Genomic DNA, 15,091 nt, shown 5'->3' with positions numbered 1-15,091 from the left:
GGGCGGACCGCCCGCGAGAACGTGATGACGCCGCTGCTCTACGCGACCGGATCGGAGTTCTGGCGCCGCCGCGACCTCGCGGCCGAGATGCTGGAGCGCGTCGGCCTCGGGCACCGCGTGGACTCGATGCCCGGGCGCATGTCCGGCGGCGAGCAGCAGCGGATCGCGATCGCCCGCGCCCTGGTGCGCCGACCGCGGCTGATCCTCGCCGACGAGCCGACGGGCGCCCTCGACACCGACACCGGCGAGAGCGTGATGGGCCTGCTCGACGAGATCGCCCGCGAGTCCGGCTCCGCGCTGGTCACCATCACCCACGACCCGGCCATCGCGGCGCGGGCCGAGCGCCACTACCGGCTCGACCACGGCCGCCTGGGCTCGACCACGGATGCGGGCCCCGTCGCCGAGGGGGTGGTCCTCTGATGCGCGCGCTCGTCGGGATCGCCGGCGCGATCGTCGAGGCGTGGACCGAGCTGCGGATCCACCGCGGACGCGTGCTGCTCTCGCTGATCGGAGTCGCGGTGGCCGTCGCCGCCCTGACCGCGGTCGTCGCCGCCGGTGGCATCGCCCGCCAGGCCAGCATCGAGCAGGCCGAGCGCTCCAGCGGGCGCCCGGCGAGCCTCTTCCTCTCCGCCTACCCCTCCGGCACCGGCACCGCCGAGGTGGATGCCGACGCACTCCAGGCCGCGTGGATCGGTGCGCTCGAGCGCTACTCCATCACCTACGCGAGCCGCTCGACCTACGGCAGCGCGCGCGTCCAGTTCGCCGACGGCGCCGTCGACGTCGCGGTGCAGGCGGTCGACCAGCCCTTCGCCGAGATGCACCGGCTGAAGATCGTGGACGGCTCCTGGTTCACCGCCCGCGACTCCCAGCGCCTCGCTCCCGCCCTCGTCGTCAACGAGCGCTTCTGGGAGCGGATCGGGAGCCCGGATCTGCGCACCCACCCGGTGGTCACCCTGCTCGGCTCCGAGCGCGACGTCACGGGCGTGGTGGTCGGCGTGACTCCCTCCTCGCAGTTCGAGACGGACCCGTCGATGATGATGCTCGCGGACGCCTACCCGGCGGTCGCCCGCGACGCCGACCCGCAGTACGGCGGGCAGGGCGTGCCGAACTACGAGATGTGGGTGCCGCTCGACCTGGCCGAGCCCCTCGCCGCAGCGGTGGAGCGCGACGTGGCCGGCGCCCTGGGATCCGACTTCGAGGTGTCGGTCGACCGGCAGGACTACCTGGTCTACGACTCCGACCCCTTCGGCGTGCTGACCTGGGTGATCGGCGGCGTGGCGGGCCTGGTGCTGGCGCTCGGCGCGCTCGGACTGCTCAACATCGCCCTGGTCACCGTCCGGCAGCGGATCCGCGAGATCGGCATCCGGCGCAGCTTCGGCGCCTCCTCCGGCCGCATCTTCTTCTCGATCATGATGGAGAGCGTCGTGGCGACCGTCGTCGCGGGAGTGGTCGGCGTGACGGTCGCGGTCATCCTCGTCACCAACCCGTGGACGGTGGCCTTCGTGCAGGACAACGGGATCGCCGACATCCCGCCTTTCCCGGCCGAGGCGGCGCTGCTCGGGCTCGGGGCGGCGACCCTCGTCGGCGCGCTCGCGGGCCTGGTGCCGGCGATCGTCGCCGTGCGGGTGAAGGTGATCGACGCGATCCGCTACTGAGGCCCGCCGAGGGTGACGACGAGCTCGTCGCCCTCGAGCGCGGCGTGCGCGTCGGAGTAGTGCGCGATCCGGGGCAGCCCCCGCGTGCTCGCGCTCTCGTGGCTCCCGACGACGATCACGCGCATGCCGGCGTCCAGACCCGCCCGGATGCCGGCCTCGGCGTCCTCGAACACCAGCGCGTCCTCGGGGGAGACGCCGAGCAGGGCCGCGGCGGCGAGGTAGCCGTCGGGAGCAGGCTTGCCGTTCGCGACGTCGTGCGCGGTGACGACGGTGTCGGGGGAGGGGACGCCCGCCGCAGCCAGACGTGCGGCCGCCAGCGCCGGGCTCGCGGACGTGACCAGGGCGACGCGCTCGCGGGGGAGTGAGGCGAGGAACGCCGTCGCGCCGGGGATCTCGACGGTGCCCTCGGTGTGCTCGAGCTCGTACGCGTCGAGCTCCGCGACGATCGCGTCGACGTCGCTGCCGGCCGGAGCGAAGCGGCGGACGCTGTCGGCGGCGCGGACACCGTGAACGGCGCCGAGCACCGCGTCGTGGTCGAGAGCGAAGCGCTCGGCGAAGGCGCCCCAGATGGTCTCCACGACGGCCGTCGAGTCGACGAGCGTCCCGTCCATGTCGAAGAGGGCGGCGCGGGCTCGGAGGAGGTGGGGCATGCGTCCATCCTGGCGGTCGGCGGCCTCCGGCGCCTGCCGGTGCGGACAGCGCTCGGACAGCGCGCGATCAGCCCGCCCTCAGGCCACGCATCGTGTCGCGGCGCTACGGTGGTCCGAGATCGCGGGCAGACGCCCGGAGGGGAGTGGAGGACGCCATGACGGACGACAACGGAACCGGCACGGACCAGGGCGCGAGCACGGGCGGCGAGGCCTCCGGACCCCGCGCCGGGTGGTACCCGGACCCGGCGGGCTCGTCCCGTCAGCGCTGGTGGGACGGGACCGGCTGGACGGAGTCGCTCCGCGACGCGCCGGTGGCCACTCCCACCGCCCCGGCCGAGAGCGGGTCGGCGCAGGCCGCCGCGACTCCCGTTCCGCCGACCGCACCGACTCCGCCCGCGCCGCCCGCCGAGCGTCCCGCCTACGGGGAGACGTCGAGCGGAGCGGCGACGAGCTACGGGCAGTCGGCCTCGGGTCGGTATCCGCAGCAGCCGTCGTCCGCCGACCCGCAGCAGGGGTACGGGCAGCAGGGCTACGGGCAGGGCTACGGCCAGCAGGGCGCCGGTCAGCAGCCGCAGCCGCAGCAGGGCTACGGCCAGCAGGCTCCCCAGCAGTACGGCCAGCAGGGGTACGGCCAGCAGCCCTACGGCCAGCAGCCGCAGCAGCCCTACGGCCAGCAGCAGCCGCAGTACCCGGCTTACGCCGCGGCTCCCGGAGCACCCGTGCAGCAGCGCGACACGAGCATCGTCACGTCCACCCCGTGGATCTGGGTGGTGGTCCTCCTGCCGCTGCTCTCGGCGCTGTCGATCTTCCTCCTCCCGCCGAGCGCGATCGTCGACTCGTCGATGGCCTCGACCTACGGGCCGAGCTCCTCGATGGGGATGTCGACCGCCTACCTCGTCGGCCTCGGCGTGCTCCAGGTCGTCGGCTTCCTGATCTACGCGGCGGAGGTCGTCTTCGCCTTCCTCGACTGGCGCCAGCTGAAGCGAGCCGGCCTGCAGCGTCCGTTCCACTGGGCGTGGGCCTTCCTCGCCGCTCCCTACGTCTACGTGATCGGCCGCAGCGTGGTCGTGAAGCGCGTGACCGGCGGCGGACTCCTCCCGCTCTGGGTCTTCCTCGGCGTCGTGGTCGTGTCGTTCCTCATCGCGATCGGCTGGACGGTGTCGCTCTTCTCCCAGATGACGCAGGCCTTCGCTCCCGCGGGCTTCTGAACCCGTGCGCGCCGCCGATCTCGTCCTGACCGGCGGCGCCGTCTTCACCGCCGACGCCGTGCGCTCCCGAGCGCACGGCGTCGCTGTCGTCGGAGGGCGGATCGTCGCGGTCGGCGCCGACGCCTCCGACCTGATCGGGCCGCGCACCGAGGTGGTCGACCTCGAGGGCCGGATGCTCGTCCCCGGCTTCCAGGACGCCCACGTGCACCCGGTCTGGGGCGGCGCCGCGCTGCTGCGCTGCTGGCTCGGAGCGGGCGGGTCGCCCGCCGAGCACCTGGCGACGGTCGCCGAGTACGCGGCTCGGGAGAGCGGAGCGGAGTGGATCCTCGGCGGCGGCTGGAACCTGCCCGACTTCCCCGGAGGCACCCCGACCGCCCGCGAGCTCGACACGGTCGTCCCTGACCGGCCCGCCTTCCTCACCAACGCCGACGGGCACGGCGCCTGGGTCAACTCCGCCGCACTGCGCCTCGCGGGGATCGACCGCACGACGCCGGACCCCGCCGACGGCCGCATCGAGCGCCTGGCCGACGGCACCCCCTCCGGCACCCTGCACGAGGGGGCGATGGACGCGGTCCGCCGCCACCTCCCGCCCGCGAGCGCGGACGAGCTCCACCGCGCGCTGCTCCTCGGGCAGGAGACCCTGCACTCGTTCGGAGTGACGGCGTGGCAGGACGCGATCATCGGCTCCTACGGCGATGTGGGAGATCCCGGGCCGGTGTACCGCCGCGCGGCGCTGAGCGGCGAGCTGACCGGGCGCGTCCGCGGTGCGCTGTGGTGGGATCGGGGCCGCGGCGTCGAGCAGATCCCGGAGCTCGTCGAGCGGCGCGCGGCGCTCGCCGCCGACGGCTTCGCGCCGACGACCGTCAAGATCATGCAGGACGGGGTCGCCGAGAACTTCACGGCGGCGATGCTCGAGCCCTACCTCGACGGTCACGGCGGCCACGGTCACGGCGACGGCCTCTCGATGGTCGACCCGCGCCTCCTGAACGAGGCCGTGCCGCTCCTGGACGCGGCCGGATTCCAGGTGCACTTCCACGCGATCGGCGATCGTGCCGTACGCGAGTGCCTGGACGCGGTCGAGCGGGCGATCCAGGCGAACGGGCGCCGCGGCAACCGCCACCACCTCGCCCACCTGCAGGTCGTGCATCCGGACGACCTGCCGCGCTTCCGTGCGCTCGACGTCGCGGCCAACCTGCAGATGCTGTGGGCCTCGCTGGAGCCGCAGATGGTGGAGTTGACGCTGCCGTTCCTCGGTGAGCGGCGCGGCTCGTGGCAGTACCCGTTCGGCGACCTGCTCCGCTCGGGCGCGGTGCTCGCCGCGGGGAGCGACTGGCCGGTGTCGACGCCCGACCCGCTCGCCGCGATCCACGTCGCGGTGAACCGGCTCTCGGCGCCGTCCGAGCGCGAGCCGGGGTGGAGCGAGGAGGTGTTCCTCCCGGAGCAGCGCCTCGACCTCGCCACCGCCCTCTCCGCCTCCACGGCCGGCTCGGCGTGGGTGAACGGCCTGGACGGCGAGTCGGGCTCGATCGCCGTGGGACTCGCGGCGGACTTCGCCCTGCTGGACCGGGACCCCTTCGCCGGCGACCCCCGGGCGATCGGGGACACCCGGGTGCTGGGCACCTGGATCGGCGGCGCGCGCGTCCACACCGCAGCGGACGCGCCCGCCTGATCCGGGTCGTTCAGGAGGCGGCGCTCAGCAGGTGATCGCTCCGCCGATGATCCCCGCGAGCAGCCCGCCGGTCGCGGAGGCGATCGCGCCGGGACCGGAGATCGCGCCGATCACCCCGCCGGTCGCGGCACCGCTGACGCCGCTCCCGGCGGCGCAGTGGCCCCATTCGGGCGAGCTCCAGTCGCTGTTCAGGTGCAGGCCGCCCGCCGCCGAGCGGGACGCCGAGTCCGGGGCGAAGTGGAAGGTGAGCGTGTCGGAGTCGTCGATCGACCAGTGGCCCGACACGGTGCGGCCGCGTCCGACGTCGATCCTCTCCGGGAGTGCGTCGGACGTCTCGGCGCCGTCCGCGAAGCCGACCCCGCCGCCCGCCGGCTCGACGATCCGCGTGCCGTCGGTGACGTCGAAGGTCACCGTCGACGCCGACCCGCACCGTGCCTCGAGGTGCACCCGGCTGCTCGTCTCCTGCCTCGCCGGCTCGGCGTGCGCGGCCTGCGCTGTGAACAGCGGCACCGCCAGCAGAGCGGCCGCCGCCGCGACCAGTGCCGTGCTCGTCCTCTGTCGTTCCATCGTCGTTCCCTCCCTCGGATTCCGATCCAGGAGGGAGGGCTCAGCGTCGCCGGTCGACGAGGGCGAGGACGACGGACGCCACCGCTGCCGCGACGGCGGCGGTGACCACGACGTCCCGCGGATCCTCGGCGCCCACCGCGGTCGCGACGAGGTGCCCGGCCAGGACGCCGACGAACAGTGCCGGCAGCGTCAGCCGGATGCGCCGTCTCCGTCGTGCCGCCGTACCGGCCTGTTCCCTGTCGCTCATGCTCGCCCTCCTGGATTCACTGCATACAGGTATGGAGTACCAGGCGGTCGCGACGCGCGTCGAGGAGGTGGCGCGATCCGTCAGGCCTCGCTGCGCTGGATGAGGCGGGAGAGGACGATCGCGGAGCGCGTGTGGTCGACGTTGGGCGCGATGCGGACCTTCTCGAGGGCGAGCTCGAGGCTGGGGATGTCGCGCGAGCGGATGTGGACGATCGCGTCGGCGGAGCCGGTGACCGTGCCCGCGTCGACGACCTCGGGGACCGCGGAGAGGATGCGGCGGAGCTCGTCCGGAGCGACGGTGCCGCGGCAGAAGAGCTCGACGTAGGCCTCGGTGGCCATGCCGTCGACCGCGGGGTCGACCTTGATCGTGAAGCCGCGGATCACGCCGTCGGCCACGAGGCGGTCGACGCGGCGCTTCACCGCGGAGGCGGAGAGCCCGACCACGCCGCCGATGTCGCCGTAGCCCGCGCGGGAGTTCTGGCGCAGCAGATCGAGGATCTTCCGATCGATGTTGTCCATGCTCCGAGGATAGGCGCGGCCGGAGCGGCGCCTGGACGGCAGCAGAGTGCCACTGGAGATTCGTGACGCCCGGCTATATAGTTGCTCTCGGTCAATAGTTGATCGCGGTCAACTAGAACCGCCGCCGTGCTGAAGAGGAGCCCATGTCACACCCCGAACACCGCGCCGCATCGCGCGGAACCACCGCGCCGCACGCCCCCGCCGGGCCGGACGGCGCCATGTCGCACCGCCAGGTGCTCGAATCGCTCAGCGGCCTGCTGCTGGGCATGTTCGTCTCGATCCTCGCGGGCACGGTCGTGTCGACCTCGCTGCCCCGGATCATCTCCGACCTCAAGGGCGACCAGAACGCCTACACCTGGGTCGTCACCGCGACCCTGCTCGCGACCACGGTCTCCACCCCGCTCTGGGGCAAGTTCGCCGACCTGTTCAACCGCAAGCTGCTGATCCAGCTCGCCCTCGGGCTGTTCGTCATCGGCTCCGCCCTGGCCGGCTTCTCGCAGGACACGAACATGCTGATCGTCTTCCGCGTGTTCCAGGGCCTGGGCGCCGGCGGACTCGCCGCGCTGAGCCAGATCATCATGGCCGACATCATCAGCCCCCGTGAGCGCGGCAAGTACGCCGGCCTCTTCGGCGGCGTGATGGCGATCGGCACCGTCGGCGGCCCGCTCCTGGGCGGCGTCGTGACCGACGCGTTCGGCTGGCGCTGGAACTTCTTCATCGCGATGCCCGTCGCGATCGTCGCGATCGTCCTCCTCCAGATGACCCTCCGCCTCCCCGCGCACCCGAAGCGCAAGGTGCGGATCGACTACCTCGGCGCCGTGCTCATCGCGGGCGGAGTCTCGCTCCTGCTGATCTGGGTCTCCCTCGCCGGCAAGAACTTCGACTGGGCCTCGTGGGAGACCGCGGTCATGGTCGGCGGTGCCGTCGTGCTGCTGATCGCCGCCGTGATCACCGAGCTCACCGTGGCCGAGCCGATCATCCCGATGGGGATGTTCAAGAACCGCACCTTCAGCCTCGCCGTCGTGGCGAGCATCTCGGTCGGCGTCTCGATGTTCGGCGTCGCCGTCTTCCTCGCGCAGTACATGCAGCTGGCCCGCGGAGCCACGCCGACCCAGTCGGGCCTGCTCACCATCCCGATGATGGCCGGCCTGCTGATCGCCTCGACGATCTTCGGCGGGATCATCTCGCGCACCGGCAAGTGGAAGGCGATCATGATCAGCGGCGGCGTGCTCGCCGTGATCGGCACCTCCCTCCTCAGCACCCTCCGCTACGACACGGACCTGGTCCTCGTCGGGATCTACATGGCCGTCCTCGGTGCCGGCCTGGGCATGCTGATGCAGAACCTCGTCCTGGTGGTGCAGAACTCGATCGAGGTGAAGAACCTCGGCGTCGCGACCAGCGCGGTCACCTTCTTCCGCAGCCTCGGCGGCACCGTCGGAGTCTCGGTCCTGGGCTCGATGCTCGGCACCGTGATCGCCGACCGCATCAAGACCGGCATCGCGGGTCTCGCTCCCGCTGACCAGGCTCTCGCCGCGCAGGCGCTGGGCAGCGGCACGATCCCGCAGCCGGCGACCCTGCCCGACGCCGTGCGCGTCGTGGTCGAGAGCGCCTACGGGATCGGCGTCGGTGACGTGTTCCTCTACAGCATCCCGCTCGCCGTGGTCACGCTGATCGCCGTCGTCCTCCTGCCCAACGTGAGCCTCGGCTCGAAGAACGCGGTGCAGCTCAAGGCGGAGCCGAACACTCCGCTGCAGGCCGCGGAGGACGCCCTCATCGCCGCCTCGGACGGCCAGGCGGCGCTCCGCCCCGTCGGCCAGGCCCGGCGGACGGACGACGCGACGCACGCCCGGGAGGGTCGCGAGGCCACTCCCGCCGGACACGGCCGCCACGCCGACGAGGAGCGGCAGGAGGAGCCGATCGGGCACGCCCGGCACGCTGCTCCCACCGGCTCCGTCGACGTGATCGAGCGCTCCTGATGCCCGCCGCCGCGCCCTCGGCCGAGGCGCTGCACGAGGTCGAGGAGCAGATCACCGTGCTCGCCGTCCAGGTGCGCCTCGCCGTCCGGGACGCGGCGGCGTCGATCGACCCGGCGCTGCCGCCCTTCGGACTGCGGCTGCTGCGGATCCTCGAGCGCTGCGGTCCGGTCCACTCCGGAGCCGCGGCGGAGCGGCTCGGGGTCGACCGCAGCGCGATCAGCCGCCAGGCCCGCCAGCTCGCCGAGCTGGGCCTGGTCGAGATGACCTCCGATCCCGCCGACGGCCGAGCGCGATTCCTCTCGCTCAGTTCGGCCGGATGCGAGCGGATGCGCGACCTCGGCGGCCGTCAGCGGCAGCGGATGCAGGAGGCGCTGAGCGCCTGGCCCGAGGAGGACCTGCGCGCGTTCGCGGGATACCTGGAGCGGCTGACCGCGGCGGAGTGAGCCGCGTGATCTGAACGAGTGGCGCGGACCGATGCGGTCCGCGCCACTTCTGCGTGCCGCCGGACGCGGCGCGGGCGCGCTGACCGCGCGCCGTCTCGCGCCACCCGGTGCCGACGCCGTCGTGGTCGTTCTACATTTCCTGAGATGTTCTCACTCAGGAGGCGATGACCCTGTTCTCTTTCGACCATGCAGCAGCGGCGGAGCTGGTCCGCGCCTCGGACGAGGCGGCGGAGGCGCTCGCCTCCCAGGAGCTGCTGAGGTCCGTCGCTGCCGAGTACGCACTGGGCGAGTTCCGCGGCGCGTACGCCGAGCTGTTCCGCCGGGTCCGCCTCTGCGACAGGGAGAACCGCGGTCGGCTGAGCGCCGAGCTGCACGACCTCGCCGACACGGTGCGGCTCGTGGCGAGGAAGGCCGAGGAGGAGCGTCGGCGCCGGGAGGAGTACGCGGCCTGGGAGCGGCGGGCGGACGAGCGCGAGCAGCAGCGCCGCCTCGATCCGGTCGCGGCCCTCGCGGCGGGAGTCGACGAGGTCGTCGACCGGCCGCCGTCCGATCGGCCGGTCGTGCCTCCGCCGATCCGTGCGCTGTTCTCCCCTCGGTCGGTGCCCCGCACGTCCCCGGGCGGCCCCGCCGCGGGAGGCACGACCTCCGCCGACCCGGAGCGCCTCGACGTCTTCGTCTCGCAGACCCGGCAGTCGGACGAGGCGATGCGCTCCCGGCTCCAGGATCTGATGGCCGCCTGGGGAGCCTTCGGCAACCGCTGCTCGTGGGCGCCGGTCGAGTCCTTCTCGGTGCTCCGGGGCTTCCGCGAGCTGCTGTCGATCGGTGCGGCCGACGCGACCTGGGTCGAGCAGATCTCCCTGGCCTTCACAGCCGCGGGGGGAGCGGCGCTCTCCGTTCCGGTCCTCGACGCCGTCGGCACCCTGGCGCGGCCCCGGGGCGGCCGGAGCCTGCTCGACTCCCTCGCGGCGCTCTCGTCCGACGATCTCGCGACACTCCTGGCGGCGTCGCCCGACCTCGCGGCGCGCCTCGGGCGACTGGCTCCGACCCTCGTGAACGACTGGTGGCGGAGCCTCGACTCCACGGACGGCGCGCGCTTCTCGCCGCAGCAGGAGGCGCTGGTCGCCGGTCTGCCCGGGGCGATCGGGAATCTGGAGGGTGTTCCCTACCGCGCCCGGGTGAGGGCGAACGAGAGGGCGCTGAGGGCGCGGATCGCGGCGCTGAGGAGCGAGGCGGCGGGCCTGCGCGGGAAGGCGGGCGACGGGGAGCGACTCGCCGCGGTGGAGTCGCAGCTGGTGGCGCTGAGGGACGTGCGGGCATCGCTCCGGCGCGGTCTCGGTCAGGATCCGCGCTTCCTCATCTCCCTGACCGCCGACGAGCCTCCGCTCGCCGCCGTCTCGATCGGCGATCCCGACACCGCCACGAACGTCACCTACGCCGTCCCCGGGATGGGACAGACGACGGAGAGCATGACCCGATGGACGAAGGCGTCGCAGAATCTGCAGTCGCTCCTCCCGCCCGGCAGCGCCGTCGTCTCCTGGATCGGCTACGAGACCCCGCCGATGGCGCGGCTCGGCGGGAACGGCATGGACGTCCTCACCTCGAACCAGGCGGTCGCCGGCGGCGCCGCACTCGCCTCGGCTGTCCAGGGGCTCTCCGCGGTCCGGGGCGACGACCTGCCGAAGCCGAACGTCGTCGCCCACTCCTACGGCAGCACCGTCATGGCCGTCGCCGCCTCGCGCTCGGACGTCGAGCTCGGGGTCGTCGTGACGCTGGGCTCGGCCGGCCTCCCGGACAGCGTCGACGAGGCGAGCGACCTGCACGCGGAATCCGTCTTCGCGGGGCAGGCGCGGGACAAGTACCTCGGCGAGACCGAGAGCGGCGACGAGGCCGCGTGGATGGGCCGCGCCTTCAGCTGGAACCACCACACGGATCCCGCTGACGAGGACTTCGGCGCGCGCGTCTTCGGTGTGGAGACCGGAGGCGACGCCGGGAGGATCGTGACGGATCACGCTGCGCTGAAGAGCGACGACGGCGATCTCGCGGGGTATCTCGACACGAACACCGAGTCCCTGCAGAACGCGGCGTGGGCCGTCTCCCGGCGACTCGACCTGCTGACCGAGAACCGGCCGCTCGGACCGACCGCCTTCCAGAAGGCGGTCGTGGGAGCCTCCCATGGCGGGTAGAGGCTCTCCTCAGCGGACGGGCGTCGCGCTGACCGTCGCCGCTCTGCTCGTGATGTCGATGACCGCTTGTGCAACGGAGAAGGAGGCGAGACCGGTGAGCACGATGAGTCCTCGGGAGGGTCGGGACCGGGTGGTGGAGTTCGTGCGGGACTCCGCGGGGCGGCTCGATGTGGAGGGGTGGTGGCCGCGGAGCGGCGCGGCCAGGCCCGATGTGTGCGGCCCCGGCGACCGGGTGAGCGGTGCGAGCTACAGCTACGCCTGGTGGGCCCCGGCGGGCACCGATGTCGAGGGGGATGCGCGGAAGGTCGCGGACTACTGGGAGTCGCTGGGGATGACGGTGAGAGTGACCGATTCGACTCCGCGCCCGACGGTCTACGGGCAGGGCGGACCGGTGCTGCGGGCGAGCTTCGTCACCGGCGCTGTCGAGGAGATGTACATGATCGGGGCGGAGATGCCGTGCGCGCCCGGCGATTTCGAATCACTCCTCCTCGAGGACGAGGCTCAGCGCGCGGCGGGCGCGGTCCTTCCGGGTGATGAAGGGGTCGTCCCGAAGCCGGATCCGTGGGACCTCCCACTCCAGTCCGATCCGTCGGGTTCCGGCTCGGAGGGATGAGCCGCCCCGTCCACCGCGTCCGGATCGGATGATGCCGACGTCGCTCCCCGTGAAGGGGGAGGGGTCGGCCTCAGCGCGGTGCGCCCACCAGCTGCGCGACGTGCACGACGAAGGCGCGGCGGCGGTCGCGCGTCTCCTCTCCGCCCCGGGAGGCGAAGGGGGTGAGGTGCCAGATCTCGCAGAGGCCGAGGAGGGCGATGAAGAGGTCGTCGGCGGACCAGCTCGCGTCGACGACGCCGGCGCGCTGCCACTCGAGGACCCGTGCCTCGGGGGCGGGGACCCCGCCGAGCTGCTCGCCGGCCTCCTCCCAGACGCCGGCTCCCTCCAGGCGCGCCCAGGTGAGCAGGCGCAGGAACTCCGGGTGCTCCCACACGTGGTCGAACATGCGGCCCGCGAGGTCGGGGAGGTCCGCCGCCTCGGCGAGGAGCGTCTCGTCGAGAGCGCCGAGCGCCTCGACGACGGTCGCGACGAACAGGCCGCGCTTGCCGCCGTAGTAGGCGTAGAGCCGCTCCTTGTTCAGACCCGCCGCCGCGGCCACACGGTCGACCCGGGCGCCCGCGAAGCCGTGGGCGGCGAACTCGACAGAGGCCGCGCGGAGGATCCGCTCGCGCGCGGGCAGCGCCGCATCGGATGTCGGCTCCATGGTTCACCTCCGGGCGCTCGAACGATACACTCTTCTTCGCCCAACCAACTGGTTGGGGTGGTTCGGCCCCGATGACGCGGCTCGGATCCGGACCCGCCGGTCCCGCTCCGCTCCGTGTGAAAGGCCGCCATGCCCTCCCCGTCCGCTCCCTCCTCCGCCCGCCGCTGGTGGGTGCTCGTGATCCTCGCGCTCACGCAGCTCGTCGTCGTGCTCGACGGCACCATCGTCACGATCGCCCTCCCCGCCGCGCAGGCCGATCTCGGCCTCACCGACGTCGAGCGCCAGTGGGTCGTCACCGCCTACGCCCTCGCGTTCGGCGCGCTCCTGCTCCTGGGCGGCCGCATCGCCGACTACACCGGCCGCAAGCGCACCTACCTGATCGGGATGATCGGCTTCGGCGCCGCCTCCGCCTGGGGCGGCCTCGCCACCTCCGGCACCGAGCTGATCGCCGCCCGCGGGCTGCAGGGCGCCTTCGCCGCGCTGCTCGCCCCGGCCGCCCTGGCCCTCCTCACCGTCTCCTTCCCCTCCGGCCGCGAGCGGGGCACGGCCTTCGCCGTCTTCGGAGCGGTCGCCGGAGCGGGCGCCGCCGTCGGCCTCGTGCTGGGCGGGCTGCTCACCGAGTTCGCCGACTGGCGCTGGTGCCTCCTCGTCAACGTCCCCGTCGTCGTGGTCGGCGCGATCGCCGGCCAGCTGCTCGTCACCGAGAGCCGCGCGGGGGGGCGCAACCGCTTCGACGTCGCCGGGACGATCACCGTCGCGCTCGGGCTCGCGAGCGTCGTCTACGGCTTCACCCTCGCCGAGCAGGGCTGGCTCCGCGTCGACACCCTCGGCTTCCTCCTCGTCGGCGTGCTGCTGCTGGCCCTCTTCGTGCGGATCCAGGCCCGCTCGGACCACCCGTCGCTGCCGCTGCGCATCGTCGCCGACCGCGTCCGCGGCGGAGCCTTCCTGGTCCAGGCGATCGTCGGCAGCGTGATGATCGGCTCCACCCTCTACCTGACCCTGCACCTGCAGCTGGTCCTGGGCCTGCCGCCGCTCGAGGCGGGCCTGGCCAACCTGCCGATGACGGTGACGATCATGATCGTCGCGGGAGTCGCCGCCAAGCTGCTGCCGCGCACCGGCCCGCGCGTGCTGATGATCGTCGGCCCGCTGATCGCGGCGGCCGGGCTCCTCTACCTGAGCCGCATCACCCCCGACGGCGGCTACCTCCTCGAGGTGCTGCCCGCGCTGATCCTCCTGGGCGTCGGCATGGCGATGGTCTTCGTGCCGCTGCAGAACCTCGCGCTCACCGGAGTCGCGGCACACGACGCCGGTGCCGCCGGAGCGACCGCCAACGCCACCATGCAGATCGGCGGCTCGATCGGGCTGTCGATCTTCACGACCCTCTACGCCGGAGTCGCGGGCGAGCAGCAGTCGCCGGTCGCCTTCGTCGACGGCTACTCCGCGGTCTTCGTCGCGGCCGCGATCGGGCTGGTCGTCGCCTCCGTCGTCGCCGTCGCGATGATCCGGGTGAAGAAGGAGGAGTTCCTCGCTCAGGCTCCGAAGGAGGCCGTCGCCCACCTGGGCTGATCCCGGCCTAGGCTCGGAAGCGCCATGCAGCCACTGACCGAGACCGAGATCCGCGAGTCCTTCGTCAACGCCTCCCGCAAGGAGGTCGCCGATCTCGCGCTGCCGAAGGACTTCGACGCGCTGGACTGGTCGGTCATCGACCATCTCGGCTGGCGCGACCGGAGGATGGGCCGCCGCGCCTACGTCGTCGTGCCGCTGGAGGAGCGCCTCGTCGGGGTCCTGCTCACCCAGGCGGACGCCCTGCCGCGCTCGCGGGCGCAGTGCTCGTGGTGCCGCGACGTGCAGCTCCCGAACGACGTCGTCTTCTTCGGGGCGCGGAAGGCCGGAGCGGCCGGGCGGGCGGGGGACTCGCTCGGCACGCTCGTCTGCTCCCGCTTCGAGTGCTCGGTGAACGTGCGGCGGCGCCCGTCGGTGGCCTACATCGGCTTCGACCTCGAGGCGGCGCGAGCGCAGCGGATCGCGACTCTGCGGGCGCGCACCGAGGGCTTCGCGCGCGAGGTGCTCGGCGAGGCGTGACCGCGGTCAGCGGCGCGTGGATGCGCGCACGTGCATCCGCTCGCCCTGGCGGCCGAAGAGGCTGAGGAACTCGACCTGCTGCTCGTCGGCGCGGCCGAACCAGTGCGGCACCCGGGTGTCGAACTCGGCGGCCTCGCCGGCCGGCAGCACCAGATCGTGCTCGCCGAGCCGCAGGCGGAGCCGCCCGCTCAGGACGTAGAGCCACTCGAAGCCCTCGTGCGCGCGCTGCTCCGCCGGCTCCGTCACCGGCCCGGCCGGGAGCGTGTGCTTGAACGCCTGGAGCGCGCCCGCGTCGCGGCTGAGCGGCTGGATGAGCATGCCGTTCCGGCGCACCGGCCGCCCGTGCACGCGGGGATCCTCCGGCGCGGCACCGACGAGCTCGTCGAGCGGCGCCCCGAGGGCGCGGGCGATCGGAAGGAGCAGCTCCAGCGACGCGCGACGGCCTCCGCTCTCGAGGCGCGAGAGGGTGCTCGCCGAGATGCCGGTCTCGGCCGCGAGGGACGCGAGCGTGCGGTCGCGGCGGGTGCGCAGGCGCCGGAGCCGTGGTCCGACGGCGGCGACGAGGACGTCGCGGAGACTGCGGCCGAGGGCGGTGGCGGCGGCGAGGCCGGCGAAGGAGGCGCCGAGGATCAGGACG

At 73.2% G+C, this 15,091-nt stretch carries 16 protein-coding genes; 10 read left to right on the top strand and 6 right to left on the bottom strand.

Annotation, left to right across the window (positions count from 1 at the left end; genetic code table 11):
- Window positions 1-420 (top strand): ABC transporter ATP-binding protein (locus C5C27_RS13835; protein WP_146079697.1); only part of this gene is annotated, 420 nt, incomplete at its 5' end.
- Complete coding sequence (locus tag C5C27_RS13830; RefSeq protein WP_104314692.1) at window positions 420-1,655, top strand: ABC transporter permease; 1,236 nt, start codon at window positions 420-422, stop codon at window positions 1,653-1,655. The genes C5C27_RS13835 and C5C27_RS13830, both read left to right, overlap by 1 nt.
- Here the strand turns inward: C5C27_RS13830 and C5C27_RS13825 are convergent.
- Complete coding sequence (locus C5C27_RS13825; RefSeq protein ID WP_104226157.1) at window positions 1,649-2,305, bottom strand: HAD-IA family hydrolase; 657 nt, start codon at window positions 2,303-2,305, stop codon at window positions 1,649-1,651. The two genes, C5C27_RS13830 and C5C27_RS13825, sit on opposite strands and share 7 nt — an antisense overlap.
- A gap of 155 nt (window positions 2,306-2,460) precedes the next feature.
- Between C5C27_RS13825 and C5C27_RS13820 the strand changes: the two genes are divergently transcribed.
- Window positions 2,461-3,513 carry a DUF2510 domain-containing protein gene (locus tag C5C27_RS13820; protein WP_146079696.1) on the top strand — a complete coding sequence of 351 codons (1,053 nt, stop codon included), beginning with the start codon at window positions 2,461-2,463 and terminating at the stop codon, window positions 3,511-3,513.
- Window positions 3,514-3,517: 4 nt separating this feature from the next.
- The gene (locus tag C5C27_RS13815; protein WP_104314690.1) at window positions 3,518-5,182 is read left to right on the top strand and encodes an amidohydrolase; all 1,665 of its coding nucleotides are present in this window, start codon (window positions 3,518-3,520) and stop codon (window positions 5,180-5,182) included.
- Between the two features lie 24 nt (window positions 5,183-5,206).
- Here C5C27_RS13815 and C5C27_RS13810 read toward each other — a convergent pair whose 3' ends face one another.
- The 3 genes from C5C27_RS13810 to C5C27_RS13800 all read right to left on the bottom strand — a co-directional run bounded on the left by C5C27_RS13810 (window position 5,207) and on the right by C5C27_RS13800 (window position 6,514).
- Window positions 5,207-5,749: a hypothetical protein gene (locus tag C5C27_RS13810; RefSeq protein ID WP_104314689.1), complete on the bottom strand. Its 543-nt coding sequence runs from the start codon at window positions 5,747-5,749 to the stop codon at window positions 5,207-5,209.
- Between the two features lie 40 nt (window positions 5,750-5,789).
- Entirely contained in the window at window positions 5,790-5,996 is a 207-nt protein-coding gene (locus tag C5C27_RS13805) for a hypothetical protein (protein WP_104314688.1), read from the bottom strand.
- Window positions 5,997-6,076: 80 nt separating this feature from the next.
- The gene (locus C5C27_RS13800) at window positions 6,077-6,514 is read right to left on the bottom strand and encodes an Lrp/AsnC family transcriptional regulator (RefSeq protein ID WP_104222855.1); all 438 of its coding nucleotides are present in this window, start codon (window positions 6,512-6,514) and stop codon (window positions 6,077-6,079) included.
- Window positions 6,515-6,732: 218 nt separating this feature from the next.
- Here C5C27_RS13800 and C5C27_RS13795 point away from each other — a divergent pair, with 218 nt between their 5' ends.
- The 4 genes from C5C27_RS13795 to C5C27_RS17740 all read left to right on the top strand — a co-directional run bounded on the left by C5C27_RS13795 (window position 6,733) and on the right by C5C27_RS17740 (window position 11,729).
- Window positions 6,733-8,490 (top strand): MDR family MFS transporter, encoded by a 1,758-nt coding sequence (locus C5C27_RS13795; RefSeq protein ID WP_104314687.1) that lies wholly within the window; start codon window positions 6,733-6,735, stop codon window positions 8,488-8,490.
- Complete coding sequence (locus C5C27_RS13790; protein WP_104237641.1) at window positions 8,490-8,933, top strand: MarR family winged helix-turn-helix transcriptional regulator; 444 nt, start codon at window positions 8,490-8,492, stop codon at window positions 8,931-8,933. Before C5C27_RS13795 ends, C5C27_RS13790 begins: the two co-directional genes overlap by 1 nt.
- Before the next feature lie 164 nt (window positions 8,934-9,097).
- On the top strand, window positions 9,098-11,116 hold the full coding sequence (locus C5C27_RS13785; RefSeq protein WP_104314686.1) for an alpha/beta hydrolase: 2,019 nt from the start codon (window positions 9,098-9,100) through the stop codon (window positions 11,114-11,116).
- A gap of 232 nt (window positions 11,117-11,348) precedes the next feature.
- A complete protein-coding gene (locus tag C5C27_RS17740; RefSeq protein WP_146079695.1) occupies window positions 11,349-11,729 on the top strand; it encodes a hypothetical protein in 381 nt (126 codons plus the stop codon).
- A gap of 70 nt (window positions 11,730-11,799) precedes the next feature.
- Here the strand turns inward: C5C27_RS17740 and C5C27_RS13775 are convergent, their stop codons facing one another.
- Window positions 11,800-12,372 (bottom strand): TetR family transcriptional regulator, encoded by a 573-nt coding sequence (locus C5C27_RS13775; protein WP_104297647.1) that lies wholly within the window; start codon window positions 12,370-12,372, stop codon window positions 11,800-11,802.
- 129 nt (window positions 12,373-12,501) lie between these two features.
- Here C5C27_RS13775 and C5C27_RS13770 point away from each other — a divergent pair, with 129 nt between their 5' ends.
- Both C5C27_RS13770 and C5C27_RS13765 read left to right on the top strand, forming a co-directional pair.
- On the top strand, window positions 12,502-13,938 hold the full coding sequence (locus tag C5C27_RS13770) for an MFS transporter (RefSeq protein ID WP_104314685.1): 1,437 nt from the start codon (window positions 12,502-12,504) through the stop codon (window positions 13,936-13,938).
- A gap of 24 nt (window positions 13,939-13,962) precedes the next feature.
- Window positions 13,963-14,454 carry an FBP domain-containing protein gene (locus tag C5C27_RS13765; RefSeq protein ID WP_104222848.1) on the top strand — a complete coding sequence of 164 codons (492 nt, stop codon included), beginning with the start codon at window positions 13,963-13,965 and terminating at the stop codon, window positions 14,452-14,454.
- Between the two features lie 6 nt (window positions 14,455-14,460).
- On the opposite strand, the gene C5C27_RS13760 is transcribed toward C5C27_RS13765, so the two are convergent.
- Window positions 14,461-15,084, bottom strand: a complete 624-nt coding sequence (locus C5C27_RS13760; protein WP_104314693.1) for a helix-turn-helix domain-containing protein — start codon at window positions 15,082-15,084, stop codon at window positions 14,461-14,463.
- Between the last annotated feature and the right edge of the window lie 7 nt (window positions 15,085-15,091).

Source organism: Rathayibacter sp. AY2B7 (assembly GCF_002931635.1).
Classification (GTDB): Bacteria; Actinomycetota; Actinomycetes; order Actinomycetales; family Microbacteriaceae; genus Rathayibacter.
The sequence above is the reverse complement of the archived record's forward strand: the minus strand, read 5'-3'. Positions and strand labels throughout refer to the sequence as shown.